This is a genomic window from Microbacterium sp. 22242 (genome assembly GCF_052045495.1).
Classification (GTDB): Bacteria; Actinomycetota; Actinomycetes; order Actinomycetales; family Microbacteriaceae; genus Microbacterium.
Genome location: NZ_JBQEOZ010000015.1, coordinates 68,418 through 94,067, shown reverse-complemented (window position 1 = coordinate 94,067; position 25,650 = coordinate 68,418). Strand labels below are relative to the sequence as shown.

22 protein-coding genes and 1 pseudogene are annotated in these 25,650 nt (G+C 67.6%); 10 read left to right on the top strand and 13 right to left on the bottom strand.

Translation table 11 applies throughout. The features are described from left to right. A pseudogene (locus ACTJJZ_RS15000) lies at positions 1–916 on the bottom strand (hypothetical protein); the annotation flags it as partial. Positions 917–1,134: 218 nt separating this feature from the next. Between ACTJJZ_RS15000 and ACTJJZ_RS14995 the strand changes: the two are divergent. Beyond that, the gene (locus ACTJJZ_RS14995) at positions 1,135–2,415 is read left to right on the top strand and encodes a hypothetical protein (protein ID WP_440721991.1); all 1,281 of its coding nucleotides are present in this window, start codon (positions 1,135–1,137) and stop codon (positions 2,413–2,415) included. A gap of 453 nt (positions 2,416–2,868) precedes the next feature. Here the strand turns inward: ACTJJZ_RS14995 and ACTJJZ_RS14990 are convergent, their stop codons facing one another. From ACTJJZ_RS14990 to ACTJJZ_RS14960, 7 genes are read right to left on the bottom strand one after another with little or no spacing between them, the layout of a single operon-like run. Beyond that, a complete protein-coding gene (locus ACTJJZ_RS14990) occupies positions 2,869–3,012 on the bottom strand; it encodes a GmrSD restriction endonuclease domain-containing protein (protein ID WP_440721990.1) in 144 nt (47 codons plus the stop codon). Between the two features lie 51 nt (positions 3,013–3,063). Beyond that, positions 3,064–3,408: a hypothetical protein gene (locus ACTJJZ_RS14985; RefSeq protein WP_440721989.1), complete on the bottom strand. Its 345-nt coding sequence runs from the start codon at positions 3,406–3,408 to the stop codon at positions 3,064–3,066. Further along, positions 3,405–3,863: a hypothetical protein gene (locus ACTJJZ_RS14980; protein WP_440721988.1), complete on the bottom strand. Its 459-nt coding sequence runs from the start codon at positions 3,861–3,863 to the stop codon at positions 3,405–3,407. The genes ACTJJZ_RS14985 and ACTJJZ_RS14980 overlap by 4 nt, the downstream gene beginning before the upstream one ends. Positions 3,864–3,881: 18 nt before the next feature. Continuing rightward, entirely contained in the window at positions 3,882–4,574 is a 693-nt protein-coding gene (locus ACTJJZ_RS14975) for a TRAFAC clade GTPase domain-containing protein (protein ID WP_440721987.1), read from the bottom strand. Positions 4,575–4,576: 2 nt separating this feature from the next. Beyond that, positions 4,577–5,800: a Swt1 family HEPN domain-containing protein gene (locus ACTJJZ_RS14970; protein ID WP_440721986.1), complete on the bottom strand. Its 1,224-nt coding sequence runs from the start codon at positions 5,798–5,800 to the stop codon at positions 4,577–4,579. After that, positions 5,797–9,240: an SNF2-related protein gene (locus ACTJJZ_RS14965; RefSeq protein ID WP_440721985.1), complete on the bottom strand. Its 3,444-nt coding sequence runs from the start codon at positions 9,238–9,240 to the stop codon at positions 5,797–5,799. Before ACTJJZ_RS14965 ends, ACTJJZ_RS14970 begins: the two co-directional genes overlap by 4 nt. Continuing rightward, positions 9,233–13,228, bottom strand: coding sequence for an Eco57I restriction-modification methylase domain-containing protein (locus ACTJJZ_RS14960; RefSeq protein ID WP_440721984.1), 3,996 nt, complete (start codon positions 13,226–13,228; stop codon positions 9,233–9,235). Before ACTJJZ_RS14960 ends, ACTJJZ_RS14965 begins: the two co-directional genes overlap by 8 nt. A gap of 81 nt (positions 13,229–13,309) precedes the next feature. Between ACTJJZ_RS14960 and ACTJJZ_RS14955 the strand changes: the two genes are divergently transcribed. From ACTJJZ_RS14955 to ACTJJZ_RS14940, 4 genes are all read left to right on the top strand, one after another. Continuing rightward, complete coding sequence (locus tag ACTJJZ_RS14955) at positions 13,310–13,588, top strand: helix-turn-helix domain-containing protein (protein WP_440721983.1); 279 nt, start codon at positions 13,310–13,312, stop codon at positions 13,586–13,588. 96 nt (positions 13,589–13,684) lie between these two features. Next, a complete protein-coding gene (locus tag ACTJJZ_RS14950) occupies positions 13,685–14,317 on the top strand; it encodes a VOC family protein (protein ID WP_440721982.1) in 633 nt (210 codons plus the stop codon). A gap of 129 nt (positions 14,318–14,446) precedes the next feature. Beyond that, entirely contained in the window at positions 14,447–14,782 is a 336-nt protein-coding gene (locus tag ACTJJZ_RS14945) for a hypothetical protein (RefSeq protein WP_440721981.1), read from the top strand. A gap of 184 nt (positions 14,783–14,966) precedes the next feature. Beyond that, a complete protein-coding gene (locus ACTJJZ_RS14940) occupies positions 14,967–16,439 on the top strand; it encodes a dicarboxylate/amino acid:cation symporter (RefSeq protein WP_440721980.1) in 1,473 nt (490 codons plus the stop codon). 83 nt (positions 16,440–16,522) lie between these two features. On the opposite strand, the gene ACTJJZ_RS14935 is transcribed toward ACTJJZ_RS14940, so the two are convergent. After that, entirely contained in the window at positions 16,523–16,846 is a 324-nt protein-coding gene (locus tag ACTJJZ_RS14935; RefSeq protein WP_440721979.1) for a MerR family transcriptional regulator, read from the bottom strand. 129 nt (positions 16,847–16,975) lie between these two features. Here ACTJJZ_RS14935 and ACTJJZ_RS14930 point away from each other — a divergent pair, with 129 nt between their 5' ends. After that, positions 16,976–17,398 carry an Hsp20/alpha crystallin family protein gene (locus ACTJJZ_RS14930; protein WP_440721978.1) on the top strand — a complete coding sequence of 141 codons (423 nt, stop codon included), beginning with the start codon at positions 16,976–16,978 and terminating at the stop codon, positions 17,396–17,398. A gap of 49 nt (positions 17,399–17,447) precedes the next feature. Beyond that, positions 17,448–17,666, top strand: a complete 219-nt coding sequence (locus ACTJJZ_RS14925) for a hypothetical protein (protein WP_440721977.1) — start codon at positions 17,448–17,450, stop codon at positions 17,664–17,666. Positions 17,667–17,834: 168 nt separating this feature from the next. Here ACTJJZ_RS14925 and ACTJJZ_RS14920 read toward each other — a convergent pair whose 3' ends face one another. Both ACTJJZ_RS14920 and ACTJJZ_RS14915 read right to left on the bottom strand, forming a co-directional pair. Beyond that, complete coding sequence (locus ACTJJZ_RS14920; RefSeq protein ID WP_440721976.1) at positions 17,835–19,592, bottom strand: cation:proton antiporter; 1,758 nt, start codon at positions 19,590–19,592, stop codon at positions 17,835–17,837. A 117-nt stretch (positions 19,593–19,709) separates the two neighbouring features. Next, positions 19,710–20,360: a phosphoribosyltransferase gene (locus ACTJJZ_RS14915; RefSeq protein ID WP_440721975.1), complete on the bottom strand. Its 651-nt coding sequence runs from the start codon at positions 20,358–20,360 to the stop codon at positions 19,710–19,712. A gap of 195 nt (positions 20,361–20,555) precedes the next feature. Here ACTJJZ_RS14915 and ACTJJZ_RS14910 point away from each other — a divergent pair, with 195 nt between their 5' ends. Continuing rightward, positions 20,556–21,617 carry an LLM class flavin-dependent oxidoreductase gene (locus ACTJJZ_RS14910; RefSeq protein WP_440721974.1) on the top strand — a complete coding sequence of 354 codons (1,062 nt, stop codon included), beginning with the start codon at positions 20,556–20,558 and terminating at the stop codon, positions 21,615–21,617. 72 nt (positions 21,618–21,689) lie between these two features. On the opposite strand, the gene ACTJJZ_RS14905 is transcribed toward ACTJJZ_RS14910, so the two are convergent. Further along, positions 21,690–22,562: an Ltp family lipoprotein gene (locus ACTJJZ_RS14905; protein ID WP_440721973.1), complete on the bottom strand. Its 873-nt coding sequence runs from the start codon at positions 22,560–22,562 to the stop codon at positions 21,690–21,692. Positions 22,563–22,710: 148 nt separating this feature from the next. Here ACTJJZ_RS14905 and ACTJJZ_RS14900 point away from each other — a divergent pair, with 148 nt between their 5' ends. Beyond that, a complete protein-coding gene (locus tag ACTJJZ_RS14900) occupies positions 22,711–23,340 on the top strand; it encodes a nucleoside/nucleotide kinase family protein (RefSeq protein WP_440721972.1) in 630 nt (209 codons plus the stop codon). A gap of 26 nt (positions 23,341–23,366) precedes the next feature. On the opposite strand, the gene ACTJJZ_RS14895 is transcribed toward ACTJJZ_RS14900, so the two are convergent. Continuing rightward, a complete protein-coding gene (locus ACTJJZ_RS14895; RefSeq protein WP_440721971.1) occupies positions 23,367–24,377 on the bottom strand; it encodes a LacI family DNA-binding transcriptional regulator in 1,011 nt (336 codons plus the stop codon). A 169-nt stretch (positions 24,378–24,546) separates the two neighbouring features. Here ACTJJZ_RS14895 and ACTJJZ_RS14890 point away from each other — a divergent pair, with 169 nt between their 5' ends. Further along, positions 24,547–25,650, top strand: a complete 1,104-nt coding sequence (locus ACTJJZ_RS14890) for a substrate-binding domain-containing protein (RefSeq protein ID WP_440721970.1) — start codon at positions 24,547–24,549, stop codon at positions 25,648–25,650.

The following is a 25,650-nucleotide window of genomic DNA, read 5'->3' as shown; positions in this document are numbered from 1 at the left end:
GACGCAACGCCGCGGCGAAGACCGTGTCGAAGAACGCACCGCCCTCGTCGTCGAACACCATGCTCCCGCGCCGTGCACCCTCCGGATCGAGCCAGGTGCGGAACGCCCGCCGCTCGTACCGCACCCGGGCACGCTCCTCAGCACCGACCGGATCCAGCAGGTCCCGCACGCACCGGGCGTGTGCAAGCAGTTCCTCCACCGTGCGCTGCGTCGCCTCGTCCACCAGCTGCTCCGCCGCTGCTGACCACGCAGCCTCGCACCCACCCGGAGGTTCGCCGAGCCCACGACGGATCGCGTCGAACTGCGCCGACGTCAATCGTCGCGCCCGCAGCGCCGCACGCAACGGCTCGAACCACGGCAGCACCGGATCCGGACGCGGGCCCGCATCCCCTTGGCCATCCCCGGGCCACGGAGCGCTCTCATCACCGCTAAGCCATGCATCACTCGGAGCCCCACCGCACCCGGCGTCGCCGTCACCTGGATCGGGCCCGGCGTCGCCCTCCGTCGCACCGAGCCCGGAGCCCTCCGACCCCGCCGCCTCACCCGCGGCCGTACCGTCCGCCGGAGCACCGGCCTCCTCGAGCAGCGCCTCCCCGACCCGCACCTGCCGGGCCGCCTCCGCCTTGCTCATCCCGCCCAGCTCCTGCACCAGCGTCGCCGCCGACCGGTGACCCAGCCGCTGCGCCAAACCCGCATGGCCCGCCTGCCACGACGAACGCGCCCTGATCACCCCCGCCTCGATCAGTTGCAGATGCTCGACCAGGCTGCCCAGCTCCACCGTTTCCGCGAACGCCGCTACCGCCTGCTCATCATCCAGCCCGACGATCACGTCCAGCGCATCCTCCGCGCTCGCGCCCGCGCCGATCCGCCCCGACAGGGTCGGGATCAGCGCCGCGATCGCATCGAAGGAAGCCATAACTCAGGATCTCAGCCACCGCCGACATTCGAACATTCATCCACAACCCGGAGCCTGAGAGACACCTGCGAATCGGCGCCGAACCGGTCGCCGCGTCCAACCGGCAGCCGCGCCGAACCGGAGGCCGCGCGTGAACCGCTCCAGCGCCGCGCATGAACGGAGCCGCGTTGTGCACAGGCGCTCTGACGCGGCCGGCGAGGACGGCCTACGCTGGCCGGGTGACCGACCCGTTCGACGACCCCGATCTCGGCACCGAGCGCCCGCGCATGTCGCGCGATCCCGACGGATCCGCCTCCGGCCCTGCCGCATCCGCCAGACCCGCAGATGCCAGGCCCGCCGATGCCGGAACCGCCGGATCCGCCTTCGGCCCTGCCGCCGCCAGATACGTGCCGCCGTCGAGCCAGCCGCAGTTCGGTCCGTCCGCCCACGAGTTCGCCGCATGGCTGGTGCGTCAACCCGACTTCACGCCCGAGTTCTTCGAAGACACGATGAACATGTTCGAGAGCGTGCTGGTCGTGATGCGCGACGAGGGGCTGCGGCCCGATGTCCCGCAGCACATGGAGCAGCTCATCCAGCTGATGTTCGCCGACGATGCCGCGGGAGGAGCGGATCCTGATCTCTTCGATGACGCCCTCGCGTCGCTCGACGCCTACCTGCACTTCCGCATCGAGAACTCGCGCGATCCGGAGGAGTGGGAGGACGTGCACGACCTCCTCGAGGAGGCGATCGAGGCGCGCGATGACGAGAACTGGGACGCACCTCTGAACGAGCTCTTGGCGGAGGAGGATCCGGTTCCCGACGACGTCAAGCTGCGTGCGTATGCGGAGCTTCCGTTCATCCGAGCCGTACCGGATCTGCTGGCCTGGATCGGCAAGGGGCGTGCAGTGACCGCGACCGGTGCGCTGCGCCGAGCCGACATCGAGTACGTCGCGGGGCTGCTGGGTATCCGCGCGTACGGGACGAACGAGCCGTGGTCGCCGCGCAGTGCGTTCGATCCTGACGCTCCGATCGCAGCGCGCTCGATGAGCGACGTGCCGCTGCTCGACGCCTGGTGGGAGGCGCTGCAAACCGCGCACGTGATCGAGCGCGAGCGCTCGCGGGTGCGCCCCGGCCCTGCCGCCGAGCGCGCGTCGACGGGGCTCGCGATCGATACGGCCGAGGAGATGATCGGCTACCTCCTCGCCAACATCGTCACCGGATCCGGGTGGATCGCTCCCGCGTCCACGGACGCGGCGTTCGAGGCCATCGCGCTGCTGGTCTCGGCTGTCGACCCTGAGCGGGAAGCGCCGGATCCGATGCCGGACGGGGACCCGTCCCTGCTCGATGACGTCGTCGACGACATCGCGCAGTCGCGCATGGAGGATCTCGCCTCGATGGGCTTGGTGGTCGAAGGCGCGGATGGGACCTGGGAGGTTCGGGACGAGCTGCGCCACGTCGTCGCACGAGCCACGGTGCTGGCGGCGACGCTGGTGTATGTCGACCTCGACGACGAGGACTGAACCGGATCCGGATCCGGATCCGGATCCCGCCCGCCGCCCCGTCGTTGAGCGAGCGAAGCGAGACCAAACGCGCCGGCCGTTGAGCGAGCGAAGCGAGACGAAACGCCGCAAGCTCGCGGAGCGTCCAGCCGTTTCTCGTCAACGCCGCGGGGCGACCGCGCGCTGTCGCTGCCTCGGTGAGCGCATCCGGGAGGTCCGTTGGCGTCCAGTCGACAGGCGCTGCCTCACGATCCATTCGAGCTCGCGCTACCGTGCTTCCATCGACTCCGAAGTCTCGCTAACCCCGAGAAGACGGTCGCGACCCAGCGGGATCCGGATCCAGGCTGATCCTCCTTGGCAACGATCGCCCTCAGGTGTTAACGCACAATCCGCTCATCAACACCAAGCGACACGGCAACGTCGGCGACAGTGATTGCGCCAGTGACCTCGCCGGCCAGCTGAGATGCGAAGTCGTCACCTTCCTCGTCGGGCGACGACGTCATTCCAAAGCTGCTCGTACTGCGCCTTCTCCCACGAGTATCGACGCTGGTACAGCGGGATCAGATAGCGGTTGCTTCCCTCGATCACGCGCCCGAGCGAGTATTCCTTGACGTCCACGCGATCGAGTCTGGCAGATGGCTCAGACGTCGATAAGCGGCAATGCACCGACTAGGCGGTTGGCTTTGGTGCTTTTTCCAACTGCCAGACTCGAGCGAACTCCTCGGACACGAGAGGCCAGATCTCCTGCACTCCGTCGTCCACCGACCGGACCGGTCGCGCCAGATCGCCGAGCAGCACGAAGTCATGTGAGATCACCCGGCCGGAACGGTCAGCACGATGCAACGGATCGATGAAACGCACTGCCGTTCTGCCTTCCTCACGCACGATCCCCTCGGGAAGGCCTTCGAGCGCGCTGAACATCTCCTCGTAGACCGGATACGGATCCGCGAGGCCGCCGGTTCGCAGGAATCGGAAGCCCCACGCACGACCGCGCGTCGCCCAGATCAACCTCATCTGAGGCTCTGGAGCAGGATGCCCTCGTGCTCGGCGTCCTGCAGATCGGTTCGGAACTTCGCCAGCACCGCAGTGAGGTACTCGTGCTTCTCGAGGGCCTCGGCTTTGATCTCGTCGACCTTGGCCCGAGCCATCCCGACGGCGTGGTGGACGACCTCCTTCCCGAGCGCAGCACCCAAAATCCCCGCCACCGCCGCGAACGGTTGTGGGAGCCTTCCCTTTGCGAGCACGAGCGCTCCGCCCAGAACGCCGGCGAGCGCCTCCGCGCCGTCAAGAAGGTTCTCTGCGACCTTCGGAGGCAATTGTTTAGCTTCGGCCCAGCGCACGTGTCGTTGGAAGGGCAGCATCGCGGCGACCGGGAGGATGAGGTCCACGCCAATGCGCTGGCTCACCTCGATCTCATGCTCCTGCGGGCGAAAATGGGCAGACGACAGCAACATGAAGTCTTCACCCACGGCGAGGGCCTGCGGCGCCTACACCATGTCTTCGATCGTCTTACGCAACCTATCCAGATCAGCGGTGGCCTGTTCTACGACGAGCTCTTTAAATGCGTGCGCGTCCAGCTCCGGCATCAGATCCGACTTCGACAACGCCAGGATCCAAATGCGCGGGAAAGTGGCCAACGGCTTGCCATCGTCCAGAATGTCGTCTTTGAGTGCCTCGATGCCGGTCCGATAGTTGTGGAAAAGGGACCGGAGATACGCATCTTCCCGGCCGCTGTTGTCCAGAAGCCTCTGCGCATCGACAAGGAGCAGTGCCACGTCGGAACTCAGAAGCGAGCGGAACGCCTCCACACGACGATCGGCCTGTTCGCCCGTAACGTTGTCTTCGAACCATTCGCCCGGGTAGTCATGCCACACGAGTCGGAGCGAATCGAACGACGCTCTCCGCTGCGCCCGCGCAGAGGATCCTTTCGCCATCTGCACGTCGAACGAGTACGACGTGGAGAACCTGGTGCGCTCGGGTGGCTGCCCCCTGTTCTTCATGCCGAGATAGTTCTGGTAGAGCCGGTTCCCTTGACCCGCATCCACGGCGACGACGTCGAAATGGTTGCGATCCGCGAAACCGGGCTCTTCCGTCGCCCCGTAGAACGACGAGAGCAGCACCGTCTTGCCGCTGCCACTCTCACCGAACACCGCGATGTGCTGCTCCAGCGCTCTGTTCACCCTCATCGGTGCTGCACGTCCGCATGCGTCATCGAAGTCTGATCTGCGCCCGGATCAATACTGTCCGCCAGAAGCTGTCGGGCCCTACCGATGTGAGCATGAAATGCCGCCGTGAGACGAGACTTTCCGAACAACCGCAGGATGGCGCGATCTTCCTCTGCCTCCGGCTGAGCTCCCCTGCGCGATCGGAGGTCCCGAATCGCGTTCGCGATCTCGACCGGGCTGATCGCGAGCAAGTCCCGCCGCATGTCAGCACCGTTGGGGCGGTAGCCACGCCAGGCAGCCGGATCAACATCCCGCGGCCAAACGAACTTGTCGGAATCGACGACGATGCCTTCCGCCTGGCGGATCTGGTAGATCAGCTTCTTCTCGCGCGCCTCATGGAGCCGCTTGATCCCGAACGATGCGGCCGTCAGCTGGGCGAGTCGCTTCAACTGGACCGGGCCCTCATAGTCAACGATCTCTGACGCGACGGCTCGCACCTGTTCTTTCATGACCTTCTTCGGAAGTCCATCAACAACTTCTGGCCCGCCAACCGCCACGACCAGCCAAGGTTCGAAATCTCCGCCATCGACCGACTCCCCTTCGAGGCTTGCACCTGTGCTCGCCACCGGAGTGGTATCCGCTTGCGAGCCCGACGAGCGGATCTGCGCAGGAGTGGAGCCTGGTGAGGACGTCGCAGGGGTCGGTTTCTTGCCCACGAGCGCGAACGAGGCGTTCGCTATCGGTGCGTCAATGGCAGCCCCCTCGGTGGGCACCGCGTGCTCGGCACTGCGCTTCTCCCGCACGACGGCATCGAAAGCCTCTTCGCGCGAGGCGACGGCCTGCGCCGCGCCCTCAGCATCGCCGAGCCGCTCGAGCAGGCGCACGACGAAATCGTTAGTGCGCCATGCGTCAAGCGCGTCCAGGTCACCATAATGCGCCCACCGATTTCGCGCGATACGCAGCTCGCCGCCCAGCACGCTCACGGTGCGCGTGTGATCGTCGAACGGGAACCCGATACCGCCGAGACGCTCCGTCAACACCCTGAGCTGAGCTTGCGGGTCGGTCGCGAGGTACACCCCCGGTGGCTTCCCTTTCAATTTGTCCATTTCGGCCAGCATTGCCGTCCATGGCAGCGCACCAAGGTGCGGCGCAAGAGTCCCAGCAATGACCGGCCCCAGTCGCTCAGCCATACATTGAAACACCCTGTCGATCGAGTAGCGCGGATCAAACTCGGTGGTCATGCGCGCACCGCCATATTCTCCTTCGTTCCTTCAACGGCCATCCATGCGACCAGTCGAATATCGTCAAGTGCGATCGGAATCAGCGGTTCCACCGTCTCCGCGGGCTGGACGCCGAAATCATCGAGCACTTGAAGGATTGCCCCCACCACGACTTCCGACGCGCCAGGTGTACGCAACGCGTTGCGCATCGCCTTCCTTGCCTTCGCCGTCGGCACAGTATTGAGGCGCTTGATAGTCCGCATCCGCGTCGCGCCAAGATGGCCCCCATTATTGAGAATCATCTCTTTTGCCTCGCGGAATGAGGCGGGAACCTCGGCCGCGAGGGCGTTTGGATCGGTGGAACGCATCCACTCGTCGTGCGCATCCTCCTGCGCGAGAGCCCAGGCTTCATATGCAGCGTGGAAAGCCTTGTCGGGCAGGGAACGCGACTTATCTGGCCTGCCGGGATCTGCGGCGACGAGTGAGATCAGGGTGTCATCGACCACGACCCGGCCGTCTTCATCTGCTACAGGTTGCCAAGCATCGTCGGCGTTCACGTTGCGGAACCAGACATGGCCTGTGTCGCCCATCTTCATGCAGAAGACGAAAGACCGCCCCGAGACCGCAGGGTTGATGAATCCGCTGCCGATGCCGTGAGGCAGGTCTTCGAGTCTTCCGCGGAGTGCCTGGTCCGCGTCCAGCGCGTTGGCGAGCCGGCGGCGATACTCTTCGCCCGATCCCGCAGCGGAACCGCCGCCTTGCTCGATTAGTTCTTCGATCTCGTCGACGATGGCGTCGGGATCGTAGTGCTCCTGCGGCGGGTAGCTCGAGACGCCGGGAAGCACCTTGCCCGCGCCGATCGCGGCGTCCGCCTGCCGAAGCTTCCGGATCAGGGTCTGCTCCAGCCCGAGGAATTCGTCGAGGTGCTCCGCGGGGAAGAACACGTCGAGCTCGATGGACTTATGCTGGCTGCCGATGCGGTCGACGCGGCCGTGGCGCTGCACGATGCGCATCGGGTTCCATGGCAGGTCGTAGTTCACGATGTGCGCGGCCTGCTGAAGATTCACGCCCTCCGCAAGCACGTCGGTCGTGAGCAGAACGTCGTAGAGGTCGGCCTCAATCGGGGTTCCGTCGTCCCGGAGCCGTCCAGCGGTGCGTGGCGCGAAGTTGGCGACCGCTTTCGCGCGGGTCGGCTGATCGATTCCACCGCGTTTGCCCGAGGCGAACTCGCCGATCACAGCAGGAGCGACCCGACCGCGATACGCCGCGAGCGACGAGGTGTCAGGCACCTCGTCGAGCGCGTCGGTCAGGCGCTCGTGCAGGTCGCGGATGGTGTCTGCGTATGTGGAGAAGACGATGACCTTCCGTCGATCTCCGCTGGATGCATTCGTCACCTCGGGCTTCTCTGACTCGGTCGCAATCCGCTGCAGTTCGGCGAGAAGTGCCGCGACCTTCGGTTCGCGGTCGTGTGCTGCCGCGACCGCCAGCAACTGAAGGTGACGAATCAACACGAGGTCTCGCTCGACATCCGAAGCCAGCACCTCAGCGTCATACAACGCCGCGGGAGTGGCCTGATGCTCGGTGTCTTCGTCAAGGCCGGCGACGACCTCGTCCAGATCGTCGGACTCGGAGTTGACGTAGTCGCGCAGCGCACCGCCGACGAGCACTGTGCCCTTCCGGAGCGCGGAGAGGAAAGCCTCATGGGTCTGGGTCAGCACACCAAGCGTTCCGGCCAGGGCTGTCGGCGAAGACTCGAGTCGCTTCAGCAACGCGGAACGCAGGAGCCCCATGTTCGAGACCTCGGTCTTGCTCAGGTCCTCGGTCTTCAGGTAACGGCTGGGGACGTAGCGGGCGAGCAGGAGCCGCTCTGGATCGCTGCGACGCACGCTGAACGACGCGACGTGCACTTCGTCATCGGGGATGTCGAGCGCGTAGGTGACCGCATCGACCAGCGCTTCGCCTGGTTCGTCAAGCTGATAGTCGACACGACGCACATCGGCGTCGGGGAACTCGACCAGAATCTTCTGACCACCAGGGCCGGCAATCATCTCGCCGCGGTAGTTGTCCTTGACGAACTTTCTCGTGCGCCTTACTGCCACCTGGTCCATGAGGTCGAACAGGTGCGCGGGTGTGAGCGCGTCTGGGTCGAGCGCCTGCGCATCGCGGATGTACTTGCGGATCGACGGGATGCCGATCGAGGCGAAGCGTGCGTCGTCGCGGATGAAGTACTTGACCAGCGTCTCCAGGTCGATGAGCGAGTTGTTCACCGGCGTCGCCGTCAGCAACACGACCTTCTTCGGGTGCCGCCCGGCGAGGATGATCCGGTCCAACGCCTCCGAGCGCGCCGCGCCCGCGTTCCGCAGATTGTGCGCCTCATCCACGATCACAAGCGCGGCGTCCTCTGCATGCTCGTAGAAGGCGTCATGCTCCGGGTGGTTGGGATCCATCCGGTTGCGGATCTCCTCGTACGAGTGCACCGAGACGCGACGGGAGATGTCGTACCGCGCGAGCACCGGGTCCCACACCGATGCCTTCAGCGCAGCCGGAGCCGCGACGAGCACGCGCTGCCGTTGCTGCTCCGTAGCCGCGGCGATCACTTCGAGAGCGAGGAACGTCTTGCCCAGGCCGACCTCATCGGCGACGAGCACACCACCGATCTCATCCAGCAGCCGTCGCATCCGCTTCACGCCGTCTGCCTGGAACCGGGTTAGTTCGAACCGCGTGGGACCTGCCTGCTCCTCATCCAGGTGCTCTCCGTAGCGGGCAAGCAGCATGCGGAGGAAGATGCTCCATGGAGTGTGCGCCGCCCACAGCGGCTCGTACAGCCCGGCGAGGTCGAACGCCTCGGAGTCGGCCCAGCATTCCTCGAACCAATCGATGACCTGCGGCGTCGATCCCTGCTGCCCGGAAGCACCCACGTTCAGCTCTGCGTTGCGGGTGAGCCCGGCATAGGTCAGGTTCGAAGACCCGGCGAGATACGCGGGGTGCGTCGGGTGGTGGCTGATGAACGCCTTCCCATGCAAGAAGCCGCCGGTGAAGCGGCGGATCTCCACGATCGGTTCGCCACGCTCATCAGCAACGCGCAGCCACTCCACGAGCCGCTTCGCCGACTGCGTAGCCTTCAGCTCGAAACCGAGCGCGTCGCGTTCCGCCTTCAGCCACCGCGTGTGATCGGTCAGCGCCGCATCGAGCCGCTTCTGGAGGGCCGAGTCGGCATCCACCGGCAGCAACGGATCTGGCACGGGGTCGGCCCCGAGCAGGATGCGGATGCGCGGAAGCTTCTCCAGTTCGTCGGCCAGCAGGAGGAAGCCCGCAGGATTGATGTAAGCCGTCGCGATCGCCGCGCTCGGCGGTACCGCGAGCGCCTCTCGATTCACTCGGAACAGCCGGCGCACCTCCTCGCGCACCGTCATGGGCGGAGCGATCCGGTTCGTCGCAAAGACCGGAAGCTGGTCAGTCATCGCTACTCATCTCGTCAACCAGTTCCTGGATGTGCGCAAGGCTCGATCGGGGCAAGCCGCTCTCGCTGAAATCATTCGCAAGCACTTCGAGATCCTGGGCGGTGAGGCCATACCCGTGCGCAGCGAGCGCGTCGATCTCGTCTCGGAGCTCCACGTCGCGGGCGCCGGGTGGAACGTCAGCCGGCAGCGGAAAGTCGCCGAGTGCGACTCCGCCAGCAAGCGTCGAGTAGCCATGTCGCCTGAGCAGCTCAGCCACGAGGGCCGCAACTCTCGAGGTGGTCAGATCATCCCAGTCAGGGATGGGCAAATTGTTGACGACCGGCGCAGTGACATGCCGATCCACGAAGCGCCGAGCCCACCAGTCGAGGGACACTGTGTTGAGGAGTCCCAACAGCGAAAGGGTGGCAGCCGGGCTCATTCCGGAAGCGTGCGCGATCGCGTGGACAGAGCCCTTGTTGTAGAGCACACCTCGGAGCGGAAGCGCCGAGGCGATGATCGTTCGTGTGTCGTCGCTTCGACTTGGATGCCGCACGATCACCCGTGGATGTGCGTCCCCAACTATGACACCTGCGTCGCCATTCACGATCCCGCGCGCCTTTGCGACGAGGGTTGCGGCGTCATTCACGAACTGCTTGGACGGCGGTTGCGCACGTAGGGAGTACGCGTCGAGGTGCCGCGTCATGAGCACGCGCCACGCGTCAGCGTCAAGTGCCGATGACTGAACGAGTTTTGCGTCGGGGCCGGAGCTACGGAAGTCCCAACGGGCGTCGTGCGTTCCCTGGACCCATCCTTCAATGTCCTTAAGTCGCGGGTGAGACCGAAGTTTGTCGAAGACGGCACGATCCTCGGGCGAGTCGAACCAAGGGACAACGAGTCCATCCGAGTACGACTCCAGGTCCTCCACGCTGATGTCGATGGTCTGGCCTTCTGCGACCGTCGCCAGCGCAGAACCGGATGTCACCACCCCAACGTGCACGTCTGAACCCGTCGGCGGACCCGCCGAAAGTAGCACGACTGCGTAGCTCGCATGGACGCCCTCAAAAAGCCATCCGGCGCGGTTTCTAGCCTGGACCAGGAACAGATCATGCTCTCTTAGCAGGTGGGCTCGAAGACCTGACCAGCCGGCTAGCACCAGTAGCTGACGCGGCAGCACGAGCCCAACCTGGCCAGAGGGTGACGTGCTCTTCATAGCCCGCTCGAGCATGAGCTGTGCCAGTTCGAGGTGCGTTCCCCCACGCCAAGTGAAGGCCTTCTTGAAGTACTCCTGCAGCCCAGCACGCGCTGCCATCTCATCCTTCTCGCGCGCCGCCTGATCGGGGTGTTCGAGCCTCAGCTTGCCGATTAGCTCGTCTCTTGCAGTGTCCCGAAGCGCCATGAGGCCGGGACTCACTTTCGCCCAGAAAGGTGCGGCTTCCCAGCGCACCTTTTCCCAAGGTGGATTCCCCACAATGACGTCGAAGCCGGGGTGCTCACGGAGGAACACCTCCGGGAAAAGGAACGGCATATGCGCTGGCTGGAGCGGATCGACGGCTTCGCGCACCTCACTCATCGCTGCGAGAGCGACGAACTGCTCGGCGTCCCATGCCTCGTCAATCGTGACGCCGAGACGCTTGGCTACTACCACGTCGAAGATCGCCTTCGCCGGGGCCGCTGCGTAGCGCGCCTTTGCCAGCATGTCTGCACCGGCGGCGACCTCCGATTTGTCGGCCTCCGAAGCATCTGCGTAGTCGATGAGGAGGTCGCGTGCGGCCGTCAGCGGCTCCCTGATGATCTGTTCGAACAGGCCGTCGGCCTTCAGCGCGTCCATCGCCTCGTCGATGGTGCCGATGCCGGTGAGAGAGTTGGCGAGAACGAGCCCGTGGTCGAGGCCCGACATCGGCAGGCCGGGCACGAAGGTGTGAATCCAGAGGGCGAGCTGCGACAGCTCGACGGCGAGCGGGTTGATGTCGAGACCGTAGATGCAGCGGCGTGCCACCTGGCGGCGAAGGAGCTGGCCCTCGGTGATCGCCTTCGCGCCGTCCGTGTCGTGACCGAGCGCCTCGCGCGCCTTCTCCGCGAGGCGCGCGAGCTCGGCGCGCACACCCGGCACCTCGGTGGCGGTGACGAAGTCCCGCATGCCGCGCTCGATCTTGTCCACGGCAGCGACCAGAAAGTGCGCCGAGCCCATCGCCAGGTCGGCGACGCGGAAGTCGAAGAAGGCGTCCGCGGCCTGGCGTTCCTTGCCCTCGTCCATGAGCGTCTTGATCCGGTCGAGATGAGCCTTCAGCGCGGGCTCGACCGACCGCTCGATGAGATGATCGACGACGATCTTTGGCGTGTAGTACGAGCCGGTCGCCTTGCGCTCCCCCGACGCCGAGTGAAAGTATGGGCGGCCCGCGGGAACCTTGATCTCGTCGCCATCTTTCGCAAAGATGTAGGCGCCGTTCTTGTCGACGGCAAGGTTCTGTTCAGCAAGTGAGAGACTCGATTCCAGCAGCCCCTCGTAGATGGTGCCGAACTCGCGTACTTGCAGGCTGCGAAAGTCGACCTTTCCCTTAACGTTGTCCTGCGTCAACTCGCTCAACAGGTTCTGAAGCGCTGGACCGAGAACGCTGTCGGGAAGCTCCAGCCTCTTCAGCAGCGCACCTTCCTCGCTCGACGGATCGAACAGCGAGCCACCATAGGCAGGCACATCCCACAAACGGTTTCCCACGAAGATGACACCCCACACCTGCTGCAGGTCATCCCAGATCGCGGTACTTTCCTCGCTGAACTCGTCAGCCTCCGTGTTAATCGCGCCGTCGATGAATGTGTGAAGGGAGTTGTGGTCATAGTTCGGGTTCCGCCCGGCGGGCAGGAGCCCCGTAGCCTCTCCGTATGCCTGGAACAGCAGGCGGAACAGGATCCTCATCGCGAGCCGGTAAGCGGCCTGAAGGCCCTCCGCGTCGAGCACAAGACCGAGCGACGGGATCCGATCGGCTATAGCGATAGCGATGCCGGGCACTACGCCTTCGTAGACCCGATCCCGCAAACGGGATCCGAGGTCGGCGGCGTATCGGCTCGAGCCCTCGAGGATCTGCTGAACAGACCCGCCCACGTCCAGCGCTTCGGCCGAAAAGATCAGATGTACCAGCGCGATCTGCTCGGGCGGGAGAAGATCGAGGTCGATCTCGAAGTACGTCTCCGACTGCCCCCGCTGCCCAACGCCGACGCCGTCCTGCCCGGAATAGAGACGCAACGTTGACTTTCGCAATGCGATCACCCACGGCACGCCTTCGCGCCCAGCGACCTCGAGAGCCTTCGCCACGGGCGTGAGTTGATAGGTCGATGTCCGTTGATCGAACTGCTCATCGTCCCGAAGGAGCACGGCAACTGCTCGCCGCGGACCGCTCGTTTTGCGCAGCACGAGGACCCGCTCTGACCCTGCTGGCTCAGAGTCGAACCCGAGTGAGTGAACGAGGTCCTCACCTCGTTTGGTCAGGGCGGGCGTCGCGCGTTGACCCGCAGTCTCCCAATCGGGGCGACGCGGCACATCCTCATTCAGGTAGTACGACGCGAACAAGAACTGGTTGGTGAACCCCTCGGTTCCGCCTGCGGCCATTGCGTCCTGCAGCGCGCGGATTCGCGCATGGGCAGTGAGGCCATTGCCCTCGTTCAGGACCGACTGGAGCTGGCGCTCGGCCTGTTCAATCGTGATGGGGCCGAACGGCGGCGCATCAGACGACGGGTAGTGAACCCACACACCCTCCGGGGCGACCGCTGCGACGACGAACCCCATCGGCGCCTTCGTGCCCCGAGACTTCCAGAGCCTTTCGAGCAGAGCCTTGTTCGGTCGGGTGGACACCTGCGCGACGCCTACTTGAATAGCCCCCGCACCGGCATCGTCCTGCCCGATGAAGACCTGCGCGGACTCGTCATCCCCTGGCGCGTCCTGCCACGAAACGATCGCGGACCCCGTCAGTTTCAGCGATGCCAATATCGGCCCCTCCCGGTCCACCGGGATGGCCAATCGTCCAAGTGGCCAGATCGGCTCTAGTACCCGGGTGCGTTAACCCTGGCACAAGTGACGGACATTCCGGACGCTTGGGGGATGCCCCGCGTCGCCTCTCCTGCTGCCGCCCATATCGGCGCGCGGATCAGGGGCGCACGCGAGTCGTCCACGATGACCCAGGACCAGTTGGCGGTGCGCAGCGAGATCGACTCGTCGAACATCCGCGCCTACGAAGCGGGCCGCGCGTTGCCGAATCTGCTGACGCTCGTACGGCTCGCGGAGGCCCTGCGGACGCCGGCGGGCTACTTCATCGAGGAGCTCACCGTCGACATGTTCCCGACTGCGGCGACGGATGGACGCCGTCGACCGCGCCAGTGATCGGCAGTCGCGCCTGACCGCTGCGTGGTCGCATCCCTCCGGCATCGAGCAGGAATCGAGAAGCGCCGCCGCGAACCCGGATCCCAGACTCGAAGCATGAACATTCAGCGCATCATCATCGAGACCGACCCCGAGGCCGTGCAGGCGGCCGAGACCTTCTACCGCGACGCCCTGGTGCTCGCGGACCGCGTCGGCGTTCGCGCCACCTCCGAGCCGAGCACCGGCTTCCGCGGCTTCGCGCCGTCGCTCATCTTCGTCCAGCCGGGCGATGTCGACGCGGCCGTCGAGCGGGCGCTCGCCGCCGGCGCGAAAGTCATCAAACCGGTCGCGAAGAGCCTCTGGGGCTACGGCGGATCGTTCCTCGCGCCCGACGGCACCGCGTGGCAGATCGCGAGCGCGAACAAGACCTCCACAGCACCCGCCACCGGCGAGGTCGAACGTCTCGTGCTGCTGCTCGGCGTCGACAGCGTCAAGGCCAGCAAGCGCTTCTATCAGGAGCAGGGCCTGACCGTCGCGAAGAGCTTCCCCTCCTATGTCGAGTTCGACTCCGGCGACGTCAGGCTCGCCCTCTACAAGCGCGCCTCACTCGCCAAGCAGGTCGGCATCGACCCGAGCGGCAGCGGATCCCACCGTCTCTCGGTCGATGCGGACGGGACCTTCACCGATCCCGACGGCTACGCCTGGCGCGCTGCGGAGAGCAACGTCAAGGCGGGGATGATCACGGAGTGAGCCAGGACCCGGCCCCTTCGACAGGCTCAGGGACCGGATACGTCATTCCGGCACCTACAAGCCCACCAGATCCCCACGCCACCGCCCTGTCACCTATCACTCCGCTGTGAACACCCTTAGCGTGTAGCCATGAACATCGACCGGAACCCGCGCACCCGCACCTCCCGCCTGCTCATGGCGGTCCCCGCCGTCGTCCTCGCGATCGGGCTCGCGGCCTGCTCGGGAGGAGCCGCCCGCCCGTCTGCCGACAAGGTCGCCGACGGCGTCTACAAGGTGCTCGCCAGCAGCGGCGTCACCAAGCCGATGGCGAAGTGCTTCGCCGAGAAGCTCGTCGACTCCAAGCTCTCCGACGAGACCCTGAACTACATCGCCAGCGGCCAGGACAAGCAGAAGAACGAGGCCGACAAGGCCCTGACCACGAAGGTCCTCGAGGACAACAAGACGGAGTGCCTCGCCGCGAAGTGACGCGAGCCGCAGCAAGCGGTGAAGGATGACGGATCCGGCCCTTCGACAGACTCGGGGGGCGGATACGTCATCCTTCGTCACGCCCGGGCCCGGAATACCAGCGGACTCATAGCGTTGAAGACATCCGGCGCCGTCTCGCGCCGCCCCCTCTCCGGCGCGTCGCGCGCTTCGACTTGGAGTCTTCATGAGCAACACCACCACCGCCGCACGGCGCCCCCAGGCGCCGGTCACGCGCGGTCCCGTCCGCAAGCTGCTGACCTCGTTCGGCTTCCAGATCATCGTCGCGCTCGTGCTCGGCATCGCTGCGGGCCTCATCGGCCGCCAGTTCGGGGCCACCGCGGACCACCCGACCGTGCTGTCCGACACGCTCGCCAAGATCGGCGGCTCGTACGTCACGATCCTGCGTGCCGCGGTCGTCCCGCTCGTCTTCACGGCGATCGTCGCGAGCATCTCCAACCTGCGCCGCGTGCAGAACGCCGCGCGCCTGGCCGGTCAGACGATCCTCTGGTTCGCGATCACGGCATTCATCGCCGTCTCGATCGGCATCGTGCTCGGCATCACCATCCAGCCCGGCGCCCACGCCGGAACGGGCCTGGAGAAGGCCGCCCCGCACACCGTCGGCACCTGGTGGAACTTCCTGCTCGGTCTGATCCCGCAGAACTTCCTCGGGATCGGGGTCTCCAGCGCCGCCGACCCGACCGCGGGCGGCGCGATCGTCTCGACAGTCAACTTCAACATCCTGCAGATCATCGTGATCGCCGCCGCGGTGGGCATCGCCGCGCTCAAGGCGGGCCGCAAGGCCGAGCCGTTCCTCGTCTTCACCGAGTCGCTGCTCAAGGTCATCCAGCGCGTGCTGTGGTGGATCATCCGCATCGCCCCGCTGGGCACGTTCGGCCTCATCGGATCCGCGGTGATCAACTACGGCTGGGACAAGCTCACCTCGCTCGCGTGGTTCGCCGGAGCGATCTACATCGGCCTCGCGATCGTGATGTTCGTCGTCTACCCGATCCTGGTGAAGTCGCACGGTCTCTCGATCAAGCAGTACTTCACGGGCGTGTGGCCCGCGGTGCAGCTCGGCTTCGTGAGCCGCTCCTCGATCGGCACCCTGCCGCTCACCGAGCGCGTCACCGAGCGCAACCTGGGCGTGCCCCGCGGCTACGCCTCGTTCGCCGTGCCGCTCGGCGCCACCACGAAGATGGACGGCTGCGCCGCGATCTACCCGGCCGTCGCCGCGATCTTCGTCGCGCAGTTCTTCGGCCTCCAGCTGAACCTGATGCAGTACATCCTGATCGTGGTCGTCTCGGTGGTCGGATCCGCCGCGACCGCCGGCACCACCGGCGCGATCGTGATGCTGACCCTGACCCTGTCGACTCTGGGCCTGCCGCTCGAGGGCGTCGGACTGCTGATCGCGATCGACCCGATCCTCGACATGGGCCGCACCGCCCTGAACGTCGCCGGCCAGGCCCTGGTGCCGACGATCGTCGCCAAGCGCGAGGGGATCCTCGACCTCGACCTCTACAACGCTCCGCGCAACGGCCTGCCGTTCGCCGAGGACATCGAGGACGAGACCGCCGCGGATGACGAGGCCGGCTCGCCGGACCGTGCTGCGGCGGCCGCCGGCTCCGCCGACGCGGAGGAGACCGCCGCGGTGCGCTGATTCGCGCCATCTGAACGACGAGGCTCCCGGATCCCGCAGGATCCGGGAGCCTCGTCGCGTCCGGGTCGTGATCGTCCGCCGGCTCAGTCCGTGGCGCGCGACCGGCGCGGCGGCGTCGCCCGGTCGGCTCGCTCGGCCTCCAGTTCGTCCCGCAGGCCCGCGTTCTCGTCCTCGAGCGCGAGGACTCGCCCGATGCCTGCGATGTTCATGCCCTCGTCGCGCAGACGCGCCACCCGCTGCAGCCGCGCGATGTCGTCGTCGCTGTATCGCCGCGTGCCGCCGTCGCTGCGCGCCGGGGTCAGCAGCCCCTTCTGCTCGAGCAGGCGCAGGCTGGCCGCGTTCATGTCGGCGAGCTGGGCCGCCACGGCGATGCCGTACACGGGCGTTCCGGGATCGCGATCGGCCATGCGATGACCTCCTCTTGCGCTTGAACTTTTCCTAGATCTGATCTATAACAAATCTATACCACCAGATGTAGATCTGGTTGCCATCACTCGCAGACAAGCCCGCAGGGCCACAGGAAAGGAGCAAAAGACATGACCCTCAGTTTCGATCCCCTCAGCCAGCTCGATCGCTTCGCCGCGAGCGTGTTCGAGTCGCCCCGCGCTCCTCGGCGGATGCCCGTGGATCTCTACCGCGACGGCGACAAGTACGTGCTGCACGCGGACATGCCGGGCGTCGACCCCGGCTCGATCGACGTCGATGTCGACGGCGGTCAGCTCTCCATCCGGGCTCAGCGCACGATGGGCTCCCAGGAGGGGGTGCGCTGGTTCACCCGCGAACGCGAGGCGGGAACCCTGCTCCGCCAGTTCGCGCTCGGCGACGGGGTGGACCTGGACAAGATCAGTGCGTCCTACGACGGCGGCGTGCTGTCCGTGATCATCCCGGTGAGCGAGCGCGCCAAGCCGCGTCGGATCACGGTCGAGTCGGCCGAAGGCCGTCAGAAGATCGACGCCTGATCGCACGGGCGCTTCCCGAAAGACGGACGCTTTCCGAAAGGAGGACGAGATGGTGCTCCCATCCACGCTCGACCGCTTCCTCGCGGCCATGGAGTACCCCGCATCGAAGGACGATCTGCGACGCGAAGCCGTGCACGACGGCCTCAGCCTCGCCGACCGCGACCTGCTGGACCTGCTGCCCGACCGCAGTTACAACGCGCGCTGGCACGTGCGGCACGCGCTGTCCCGCGTGGGCAACGCCTTCGAGCGGGTGACCGCGGCCGCCTGACCGGCCCGAGGAGCCCCGAACCGAAGCCACGGCTCGGGGCTCCTCCCGTTCGGGGCTCCTCGCGTTCGGGGCGCCGGGCGGGGCGCCCCGCGTTCGGCGCGCCTGGGCGGGGCGGTGAGCGGCGCGCCCCGCGGTCGCGCCGGGCGGCGCACTCAGGGGTCGGACGGATCAGCGGTCGGGAGCGGCTGTCGCGATGCGGGTGTCGAGGGCGAGCTCCTCGGCGTCCATGGCGACGATGAGCTCGCGCATGACCTCCTCGTTCAGCTCGCCGGCATCGCGCTCCGCGATGAGCACGTCGCGGCGCACCTGCAGCCACCCCTTCGACAGCCCGACGAGTTCGTCACGGCTCGGCCGGAGCCGGTCTCCGCCCCTGCCCGAGGGCTCCTCGTCCTGCTGGCCCTGCGCGGTGTCGCGCTCCACCCGGCTCATCCGCTGTGCGAACCGGTCGAACCCGGCGAGCGCGGCCGTACCGTGCTGTTGCTCCCAGGCCCTGCGTTTCTCGTCGAGGAAGACCCTGCCGGCCTCGCGGGTGCGGGCGCGCACCTGGGCGAGCTGGCGCCGGTCCTCCGCCTCCTCGTCCGTGACGTCGGCGACGCCGAGGCCCTTGATCAGCAACGGTAGCGTGAGCCCCTGCAGCAGCAGGGTGCCCACGGTGACGATGAACGCGACGACGACGATCGCGTGCGCGGCGCCGGCGTCGAGCCCGGCCAGATCCGCCGCGGCGAGCGCGGTCGCGAGCGTCACGACCCCGCGCATGCCCGCCCAGGAGATCACGGCGTTGTCGCGCCAGCTGAGCTGCGACTCCCGGAAGCGCTCGCGCAGCTGCTCCTCGCTCGGACGCCGAGTCGACCACCCTCTCCGTCGCCGCTTCTCCTCGACCACCTGCATGCGCTGCTCGAGCTGCCCCGACGCGACCGAGCGCTCGAACTGGCGCACCCGCAGTCTCGACCAGAACATCCCCCACGCCGACGCCGGATACACGAACAGCGGCCGCACCAGCAGCACCGCGAGCAGCACCGCTGCCGACAGCCACAGCACCCCGCCGACATGCGTGCTGCCGAGCTCGGAGATCACGGGCGGCAGCTGCAGACCGATGTAGGCGAACACGAACGACTCCAGCAGGAAGTCGGCCGACAACCAGATCGGCGTCTCCTGCATGCGCGTCGCGTAGCTCGTGCGCGGGGCGTTGTAGCCGACGACGAGGCCCATCGCGACGACCGCGAGCACACCGGATCCGTCGAGGTGCTCGGTGATCGCGTACACCCCGAACGGCGCGAGCAGCCCGAACGTGCCGATGACGACCGGATCCGAGATCCGCATGCGCAGCTGGTGCATCCCGAAGCCGGCGATCACGCCGATGCCCACCCCGACGACCACCGCGAGGACGAACTGCCAGAGTCCTGCCCGGAAGCTGACCGTCGCGCCCGCGACGATGGCCGCGAACACCCGGTACAGCGTCAGCGAAGTGGCGTCGTTGATCAGGCTCTCCCCCGACAGCACCGACATCACGCGGCGCGGCAGGCCCAGCTTCCGCCCGATCGCGGCGGCGGAGACCGCGTCCGGCGGAGCCACGATCGCCCCGAGCAGCAGCGCCCCCGGCAGGGTCAGGGACGGCATGATCAGCCACGCGACGAGCCCCACGGCCGCGGTCGTCACGACGACCAGACCGATTCCGAGCCGACGGATCTGCGGCAGGCTGCGGCGGAAGCTCACGAACGACACGTCGAGCGACGCCGAGTACAGCAGCGGAGGCAGCACCAGGTTCAGCAGCACGTGCCCGTCGATGCGCAGGTTCGGCACTGCAGGGATGAACGACACCGCGAGCGCGACGACCGTCACGAGCAGCGGCGCGGGCCAGCCCTTGCGGCGCGCGATCGCCGCGACGACGACCGATCCGACCAGCACGTAGAAGATCTCGGGATCCATGCCGCCAGGGTATCGGGGCGGGATCCGGCCGGTGAGGTCCGGCGAAACCTTCCGCACCTCGCACGGGACGATCGCGATCACGCCCAGCTGCCGTCGCCGCAGAGGCGCCGGACGGGCTCAGCCGGAATCGTGCGCGAGCAGCCGGACGACCTCCTCGTCGGAGGTCTGCCGGAAGTCCACATAATGCATCCCGACCGCCATGAAGCCGGCGGGAGCCTCGAGGCAGAGGACGTCGGCGGCGGCCGGATCCGCTCCGCCGACGAGCTCGGCGAGCACCTCCGGCGGAGACACCGGCACGGCGACCACGACGCGCGCGGCTCCCCTGGCCCGGGCGATCTGGCAGGCCGCCCGCATGGTCGCCCCCGTGGCGATCCCGTCGTCGACGATCACCGCGGTCCGGCCCGAGAGCGGCTCGGGCGGCCGGCCGGCGCGGAACAGCTCCGCCCGGCGCTCGACCTCGGTCCGCTCGCGACGCTCCGCCGCGCGCAGCTTCTCCTCGTCCATCCGGGCGCTGCGCACCACATCCTCGTTGCGGACCGCCGCGCCCTCCTCGCCGACGGCCCCCATCGCCACCTCCTCGTGCCAGGGCACGCCGACCTTGCGCACCACGAGGACGTCGAGCGGCGCCCCGAGCGCGCGCGCCACCTCGGCCGCCACCGGAACCCCGCCGCGAGGAAGGCCGAGGACGATCGGATCCACAGGCGCGGCGGCCACCACCAGCGCCGCCAGCCGCCGCCCGGCGTCGGTGCGATCCGCGAACCCGTGCATGTCTCCGGACTACGCCGGTGCGGACGCGCGGTCAAGATGCGCCGGCCGCTCTGAACCGTTCTCAGGACGGATTCGCCGATCCGGTGCGGAAACCGCGCTATCGGCGCTGAACGCGCACATGATCCTGAGAACGGTCAGACGCCCGGGCGCCCCGGATCCGGAATGCCCCCGGTGCCGCGCGCGTTGCCACGAAGGATGTCTGATCTCGCGCTCTCCGTCCTCGACCTCGTCCCGGTCCGCACCGGGCAGACCAGCGCTCAGGCGGTGGCGGCGTCGCTCGCCCTCGCCGCCCGGGCCGACGACCTCGGCTACCGGCGGTACTGGTTCGCCGAGCACCACAACATGCCCGCCGTGGCGTCCACCGCGCCGCCCGTGCTGATCGCGGCGGCCGCCGCCCGCACGCAGCGCATCCGGGTCGGATCCGGCGGGGTCATGCTGCCCAACCACGCGCCGCTCATCGTCGCCGAGCAGTTCGCCGCGCTCGAGGCGATCGCGCCGGGCCGCATCGACCTCGGCATCGGCCGCGCGCCCGGCAGCGACCCGGTGATCACGCAGCTGCTGCGCGCCTCGGGCACGGCCGGCGACGTGGAGCGGTTCCCCGACCACGTGCAGGACATCGCGCTCATGTTGCAGCGCGACGGCGCCGTTGTGCATTTCAACAACGCCACGCAGTTCACCTCGGGCGGCGAGTACGCCGTGCGCTCCACGCCCGCCGCGGATGGCGCGCCGGAGGTCTGGCTGCTCGGATCCAGCGACTACTCCGCACAGCTCGCCGCGTCGCTCGGCCTCCCCTACGTGTTCGCGAACCACTTCTCCGGCCAGGGCCTCGACCGCGCGCTCTCGCTCTATCGCGAGGGCTTCCGGCCGAGCGAGGCGCACCCCGGGCCGCGCACGTTCCTGACCGCGAACGTCGTGGCCGCGCCCACCGCGGAGGAGGCGGCGGAGCGCGCGATCCCGCAGCTGCGGATGATGGCGCGGCTGCGGCTGAACCGCCCGCTCACGGCGCTCGAGACCGTCGAGCAGGCCAGGGCGGCCCTTGCCGCGAACCCGGATCCGCAGGAGGAGCAGATCCATGCCGCCGCGCTCGCGAACTGGTTCGTCGGCGACGGCGCCTCCGTGCGCCGCGAGCTCGAGGCGTTCGCCGCGAAGCACGGCGTCGACGAGATCATGATCTCCCCGCTCGCGGGATCCTACGGCGCCGAGGATCCGGATCGCACGCCCGGCCGCACCCAGACCCTGGAGCTGCTCGCCGGTTGACACGGCAGGCGCCGGAGAGCCGACGCCCAAGCTTCGCGCTCTCGTGCGACCAGGCGTCGGAGCGCTCCCGCCTCAGTCGTTCAGATGCTGGATCGCGTAGTCCGCTTCGTCGGCGGTGAACTTCTCGCCGTAATCGCTGGTCAACTGGTCGCGGATGCCTTCCGGCGACATCGCCATCTGGTTCTGATACTCCTTGGCCTTCGCGAGAGCGTTCGCGTTCCAGTCCGCCTTGACGTTGTCGATCGCGTACTGGGCCGCTTCCGCCGAGAACTTCTCCCCGTACTCGCTCGTCAGCTGATCGTAGATGCCCGCCTTGCTCATGTGCATGAGCGTCGAGTACTGCCCCGCCTTGGTCAATGCGGATCTGAATTCCGCAGACACCGCCGGCGCTGCAGGAGCCGCCGGAGGATCGGACTTCGGCGGATCGGCCTGCACGCTCTTCGGCTTCTCCACATGGATCGTGACGATCGTGCCCTTCTTGACGGATGCCCCTGCGGCCGGCTCCTGACTCGTGACCGTCCAGTTGGAGGCCATGACGACCACAGAGCCGCCGCCGTCCAGCTTCGGCTTGAGGCCGGCCACCTCGACCGCGTTTCGTGCGACGTCACCCTTCATCCCGGTCAGGTCCGGGACGAGGATGTCGGCCGCCGCTTCGGTGGTCGCCGACGCCGAGTGACTCGGCTCGGCCACGGGAGCCTTGCCGGCGATGGCATTATTGATTCCTCCGATGACGCCGAAGAGCACGACGACTCCGACGACGATCCACACCCACACCCGGCGGTACCACGGCTTCTTCGCCCCGGCACCGATCTGCGGGTCTTGAAGGGGGACGGTCGCCGCGGGCGCCTCGACCGCGTACTGGCCCCACTGCTGCCCGTCCCACCATCGTTGCCGGCCGGATCCGTCGTCGTACCAACCCGCCCCCGGAGCACTCTGATCACTCATGGGGCAACCATAGTGTTCTTCCAGTCAACACACAGGGTGCGCTCGTAACGAACAGATCTCGGATGCCACACGACGCGGAGCACGGTCGGCGGGCCCGGAGAAACCCGACCCGGACGGCGAGGTCGGGGCCCACCGCTAGAGTGCGAGCGTGCAGGAACTGGATGAGGCCGTCGTCGACCGCGCCGCCGCGCTCGCGCAGCGGGGAGACCGGGTGGTGCTCGGCGTCGTGGGCGAGCCCGGCGCCGGCAAGACCACGCTCACCCTGGCGCTGAAGGCGGCCCTCGAGAGGCGGGGCGTGCCTGTCGCATGGCTGCCGATGGACGGCTTCCACCTGGGCGACGGCAGCCTCGACGCCCTCGGCCTGCGTCACCGCAAGGGCGCCGTCGAGACGTTCGACGGGTGGGGCTACCTCGCCACGCTGCGGCGAGCGCTGACCGAGATCGACCACCCCGTGTACGTGCCCGGCTTCGAGCGCACGCTGGAGCAGCCGATCGCCGCCGACCGGGTGATCCCGCCCGGGCCCGCCCTGATCCTCACCGAGGGCAACTACCTGCTCGACCAGGATGAGCCGTGGCCGCGGGTCCGCGAGGTCGCCGCCGAGATCTGGTACGCCGACGTGCCCCAGGACCTGCGTCTCGAGCGCCTCATCGCCCGGCACGTCGCCTACGGCAAGACCCGCGCCGAGGCGGAGGCGTGGGTCGCGACCGTCGACGAGCCGAACGCGCGACGGATCCGGGCAGGCAAGGCGTCCGCGGACCTCGTCGTCTCGATCGGCTGATCCGCCGCCCCGGTCCGCGCCGCGCGCTACGCCTGCGCGGGCCGGATCTCTCCGGATCCGCGCGGGATGAGGTCGACCGGGACGATGATCGGCTCGGGATCCAGCCGGCGTCCGGCGTCGAGCGATGCGAACAGCCGGTTCGCCGCGACCCGTCCGAGCTCCTGCGGGCGCTGCGCGACCACGCTGATCCCGGGATCCATGAGGTCGGCGAGTTCGATGTCGTCGAAGCCCACGAGCGCGACGTCACGGTGACGCCCGAGCTTGCGCAGGGCGTGCACCGCGCCCACGGTGATGAGGTTCTGTCCGCTGACGATGCCCGTCGGTGCGTCCGGAGCGCCGAGCAGGGTCGTCACGGCGCGCTCGGCGGCGTCCTGATCGGCCAGGTCCGCGATGATCACGGCGCTCTCGGCCGGCACGCCGAACTCGTCGAGCGCGGCGAGGAAGCCGCGCTCGCGCTCCCGGGCCGTCCAGATCTCACGGCGGTCGATGAGCAGCGCGAGGCGGCGGTGCCCGAAGCCGAGCAGGTGCCTGGCGGCGAGACGCGCTCCGCCGAAGTTGTCCGAATGCACGATGTCGGCCGCGTAGCCGTTCTGCTCGCGGTCGATGAACACGACCGGCATCTCGGGAGGCACGAGCTCCCGCAGATAGGCCTGGCTCTCGGCCACGCAGGTGAGGATCAGCCCGTCGACCTTGCGCCGCACGAACGCCTCGACCGCGGCGACCTCGCGCTCGGGGTCGTCGTCGAGGCTCGAGGCGAACACGGCCACGTCACGGTGCACCGCGACATCCTCGATCGCCCGGTGGATGATCGCCGAGAACGGGTTCGCCACGCTGCCGAGTAGCAGCCCCACCGAGCGCGTCCTGGTGGTCGTGCGGCGCAGGTTCGCGGCGTGCGCATCGGGCTCCCAGCGAAGCTCCGCGATCGCGACGCGGACACGGGCCGCGGTCGCCGGCGCCACGTTCGGCTCGTCGTTGACGACGCGCGAGACCGTCTTGATCCCCACCCCGGCGTGCCGCGCGACCTCGCGGATGGTCACCCGCCGTGGCGACGCGGCCGGTGTCGCCTTTGATAACGATGTCATACCTGGATCCCCTTGCGCTGATGGATCTCTTGCCTTCTCGGGTGAGATGAGCTAAACATATCTCTGACACCGTTGTCAGGGTGTTTTCGACGAAGCGATCCCCCGATCTGTAAGGACAGCAATGATGCCTCTCCGCATGACTCGCCGCACCACCGCGATGGCCGCCGCCTCCCTCGCCGCCGTCGCCGCCATCGCCCTCGCCGGGTGTTCCTCCAGCGGCGGCGCCGGCACCACCGCCGGGCCGAACGACGAGGTCGGCGTGACCCTCATCGTGAAGACCACCACGAACCCGTACTTCGTGTCGATGGAGGACGCCGCCAAGGCCGACGCCAAGAAGGTCAACGTCAAGCTCACCCTCGCCGCCGGCAAGAAGGACGGCGACACCGACAGCCAGATCCAGGCGATCGAGAACGCCATCTCCCGCGGGGACAGGGGCATCCTCATCACGCCGAACGGCACCGCGGTGAACAACGAGATCGCGAAGGCCCGCAAGGCGGGTCTGTACGTGATCGCCCTCGACACCGTGCCGGACCCCGCGAACTCCGTGGACATCACCTTCGCGACCGACAACTTCGCCGCCGGAGAGCTGATCGGCAAGTGGACCGCAGCCAAGCTCGACGGCAAGAAGGCCACGATCGCGATGCTCGACCTGTTCAGCGACCAGGTCGTCTCGGTCGACCTCAACCGCGACCAGGGCTTCCTCAAGGGCCTGGGCGTCACGGTCCCGGACAAGAACAAGAACGGCTCCGAGGCCAAGACCGGCACGTACACCGGCGGCAAGGGCGGCGAGTACACGATCGTCGGACACCAGGCCACTCAGGGCGCCGAGGATGGCGGCCGCTCGGCGATGGAGACCCTGCTCTCCAAGAACCCCGACATCAACGTGGTCTACACGATCAACGAGCCCGCGGCGTACGGCGCGTACCAGGCGCTGAAGGCGGCCGGCAAGGAGAAGGACGTCACGATCGTCTCGATCGACGGCGGCTGCACCGGCATCGGCTACGTGAAGGACGGCATCATCGGCGCGACCGCACAGCAGTACCCGTCCAAGATGGCCTCGCTCGGCATGGAGGCCATCGCGAAGATCGCCCGAGGCGGGGAGAAGCCCAAGCCGACCGACGGCCTCGACTTCTTCAGCACCGGCCAGAAGCTCGTGACCGACCAGGCCCAGACCGGCCTGGAGAGCATCACCACCGCGGACGCCGCCAGCACCTGCTGGGGCAAGTGA

Coding starts and splice junctions, on each gene's coding strand:
- ACTJJZ_RS14985 (WP_440721989.1), bottom strand. CDS start 3,408: ATGAGGTTGATCTGGGCGACGCGCGGTCGTGCGTGGGGCTTCCGATTC.
- ACTJJZ_RS14970 (WP_440721986.1), bottom strand. CDS start 5,800: ATGACCACCGAGTTTGATCCGCGCTACTCGATCGACAGGGTGTTTCAA.
- ACTJJZ_RS14965 (WP_440721985.1), bottom strand. CDS start 9,240: ATGACTGACCAGCTTCCGGTCTTTGCGACGAACCGGATCGCTCCGCCC.
- ACTJJZ_RS14955 (WP_440721983.1), top strand. CDS start 13,310: ATGCCCCGCGTCGCCTCTCCTGCTGCCGCCCATATCGGCGCGCGGATC.
- ACTJJZ_RS14950 (WP_440721982.1), top strand. CDS start 13,685: ATGAACATTCAGCGCATCATCATCGAGACCGACCCCGAGGCCGTGCAG.
- ACTJJZ_RS14945 (WP_440721981.1), top strand. CDS start 14,447: ATGAACATCGACCGGAACCCGCGCACCCGCACCTCCCGCCTGCTCATG.
- ACTJJZ_RS14940 (WP_440721980.1), top strand. CDS start 14,967: ATGAGCAACACCACCACCGCCGCACGGCGCCCCCAGGCGCCGGTCACG.
- ACTJJZ_RS14935 (WP_440721979.1), bottom strand. CDS start 16,846: ATGGCCGATCGCGATCCCGGAACGCCCGTGTACGGCATCGCCGTGGCG.
- ACTJJZ_RS14930 (WP_440721978.1), top strand. CDS start 16,976: ATGACCCTCAGTTTCGATCCCCTCAGCCAGCTCGATCGCTTCGCCGCG.
- ACTJJZ_RS14925 (WP_440721977.1), top strand. CDS start 17,448: ATGGTGCTCCCATCCACGCTCGACCGCTTCCTCGCGGCCATGGAGTAC.
- ACTJJZ_RS14920 (WP_440721976.1), bottom strand. CDS start 19,592: ATGGATCCCGAGATCTTCTACGTGCTGGTCGGATCGGTCGTCGTCGCG.
- ACTJJZ_RS14915 (WP_440721975.1), bottom strand. CDS start 20,360: ATGCACGGGTTCGCGGATCGCACCGACGCCGGGCGGCGGCTGGCGGCG.
- ACTJJZ_RS14910 (WP_440721974.1), top strand. CDS start 20,556: ATGTCTGATCTCGCGCTCTCCGTCCTCGACCTCGTCCCGGTCCGCACC.
- ACTJJZ_RS14905 (WP_440721973.1), bottom strand. CDS start 22,562: ATGAGTGATCAGAGTGCTCCGGGGGCGGGTTGGTACGACGACGGATCC.
- ACTJJZ_RS14890 (WP_440721970.1), top strand. CDS start 24,547: ATGCCTCTCCGCATGACTCGCCGCACCACCGCGATGGCCGCCGCCTCC.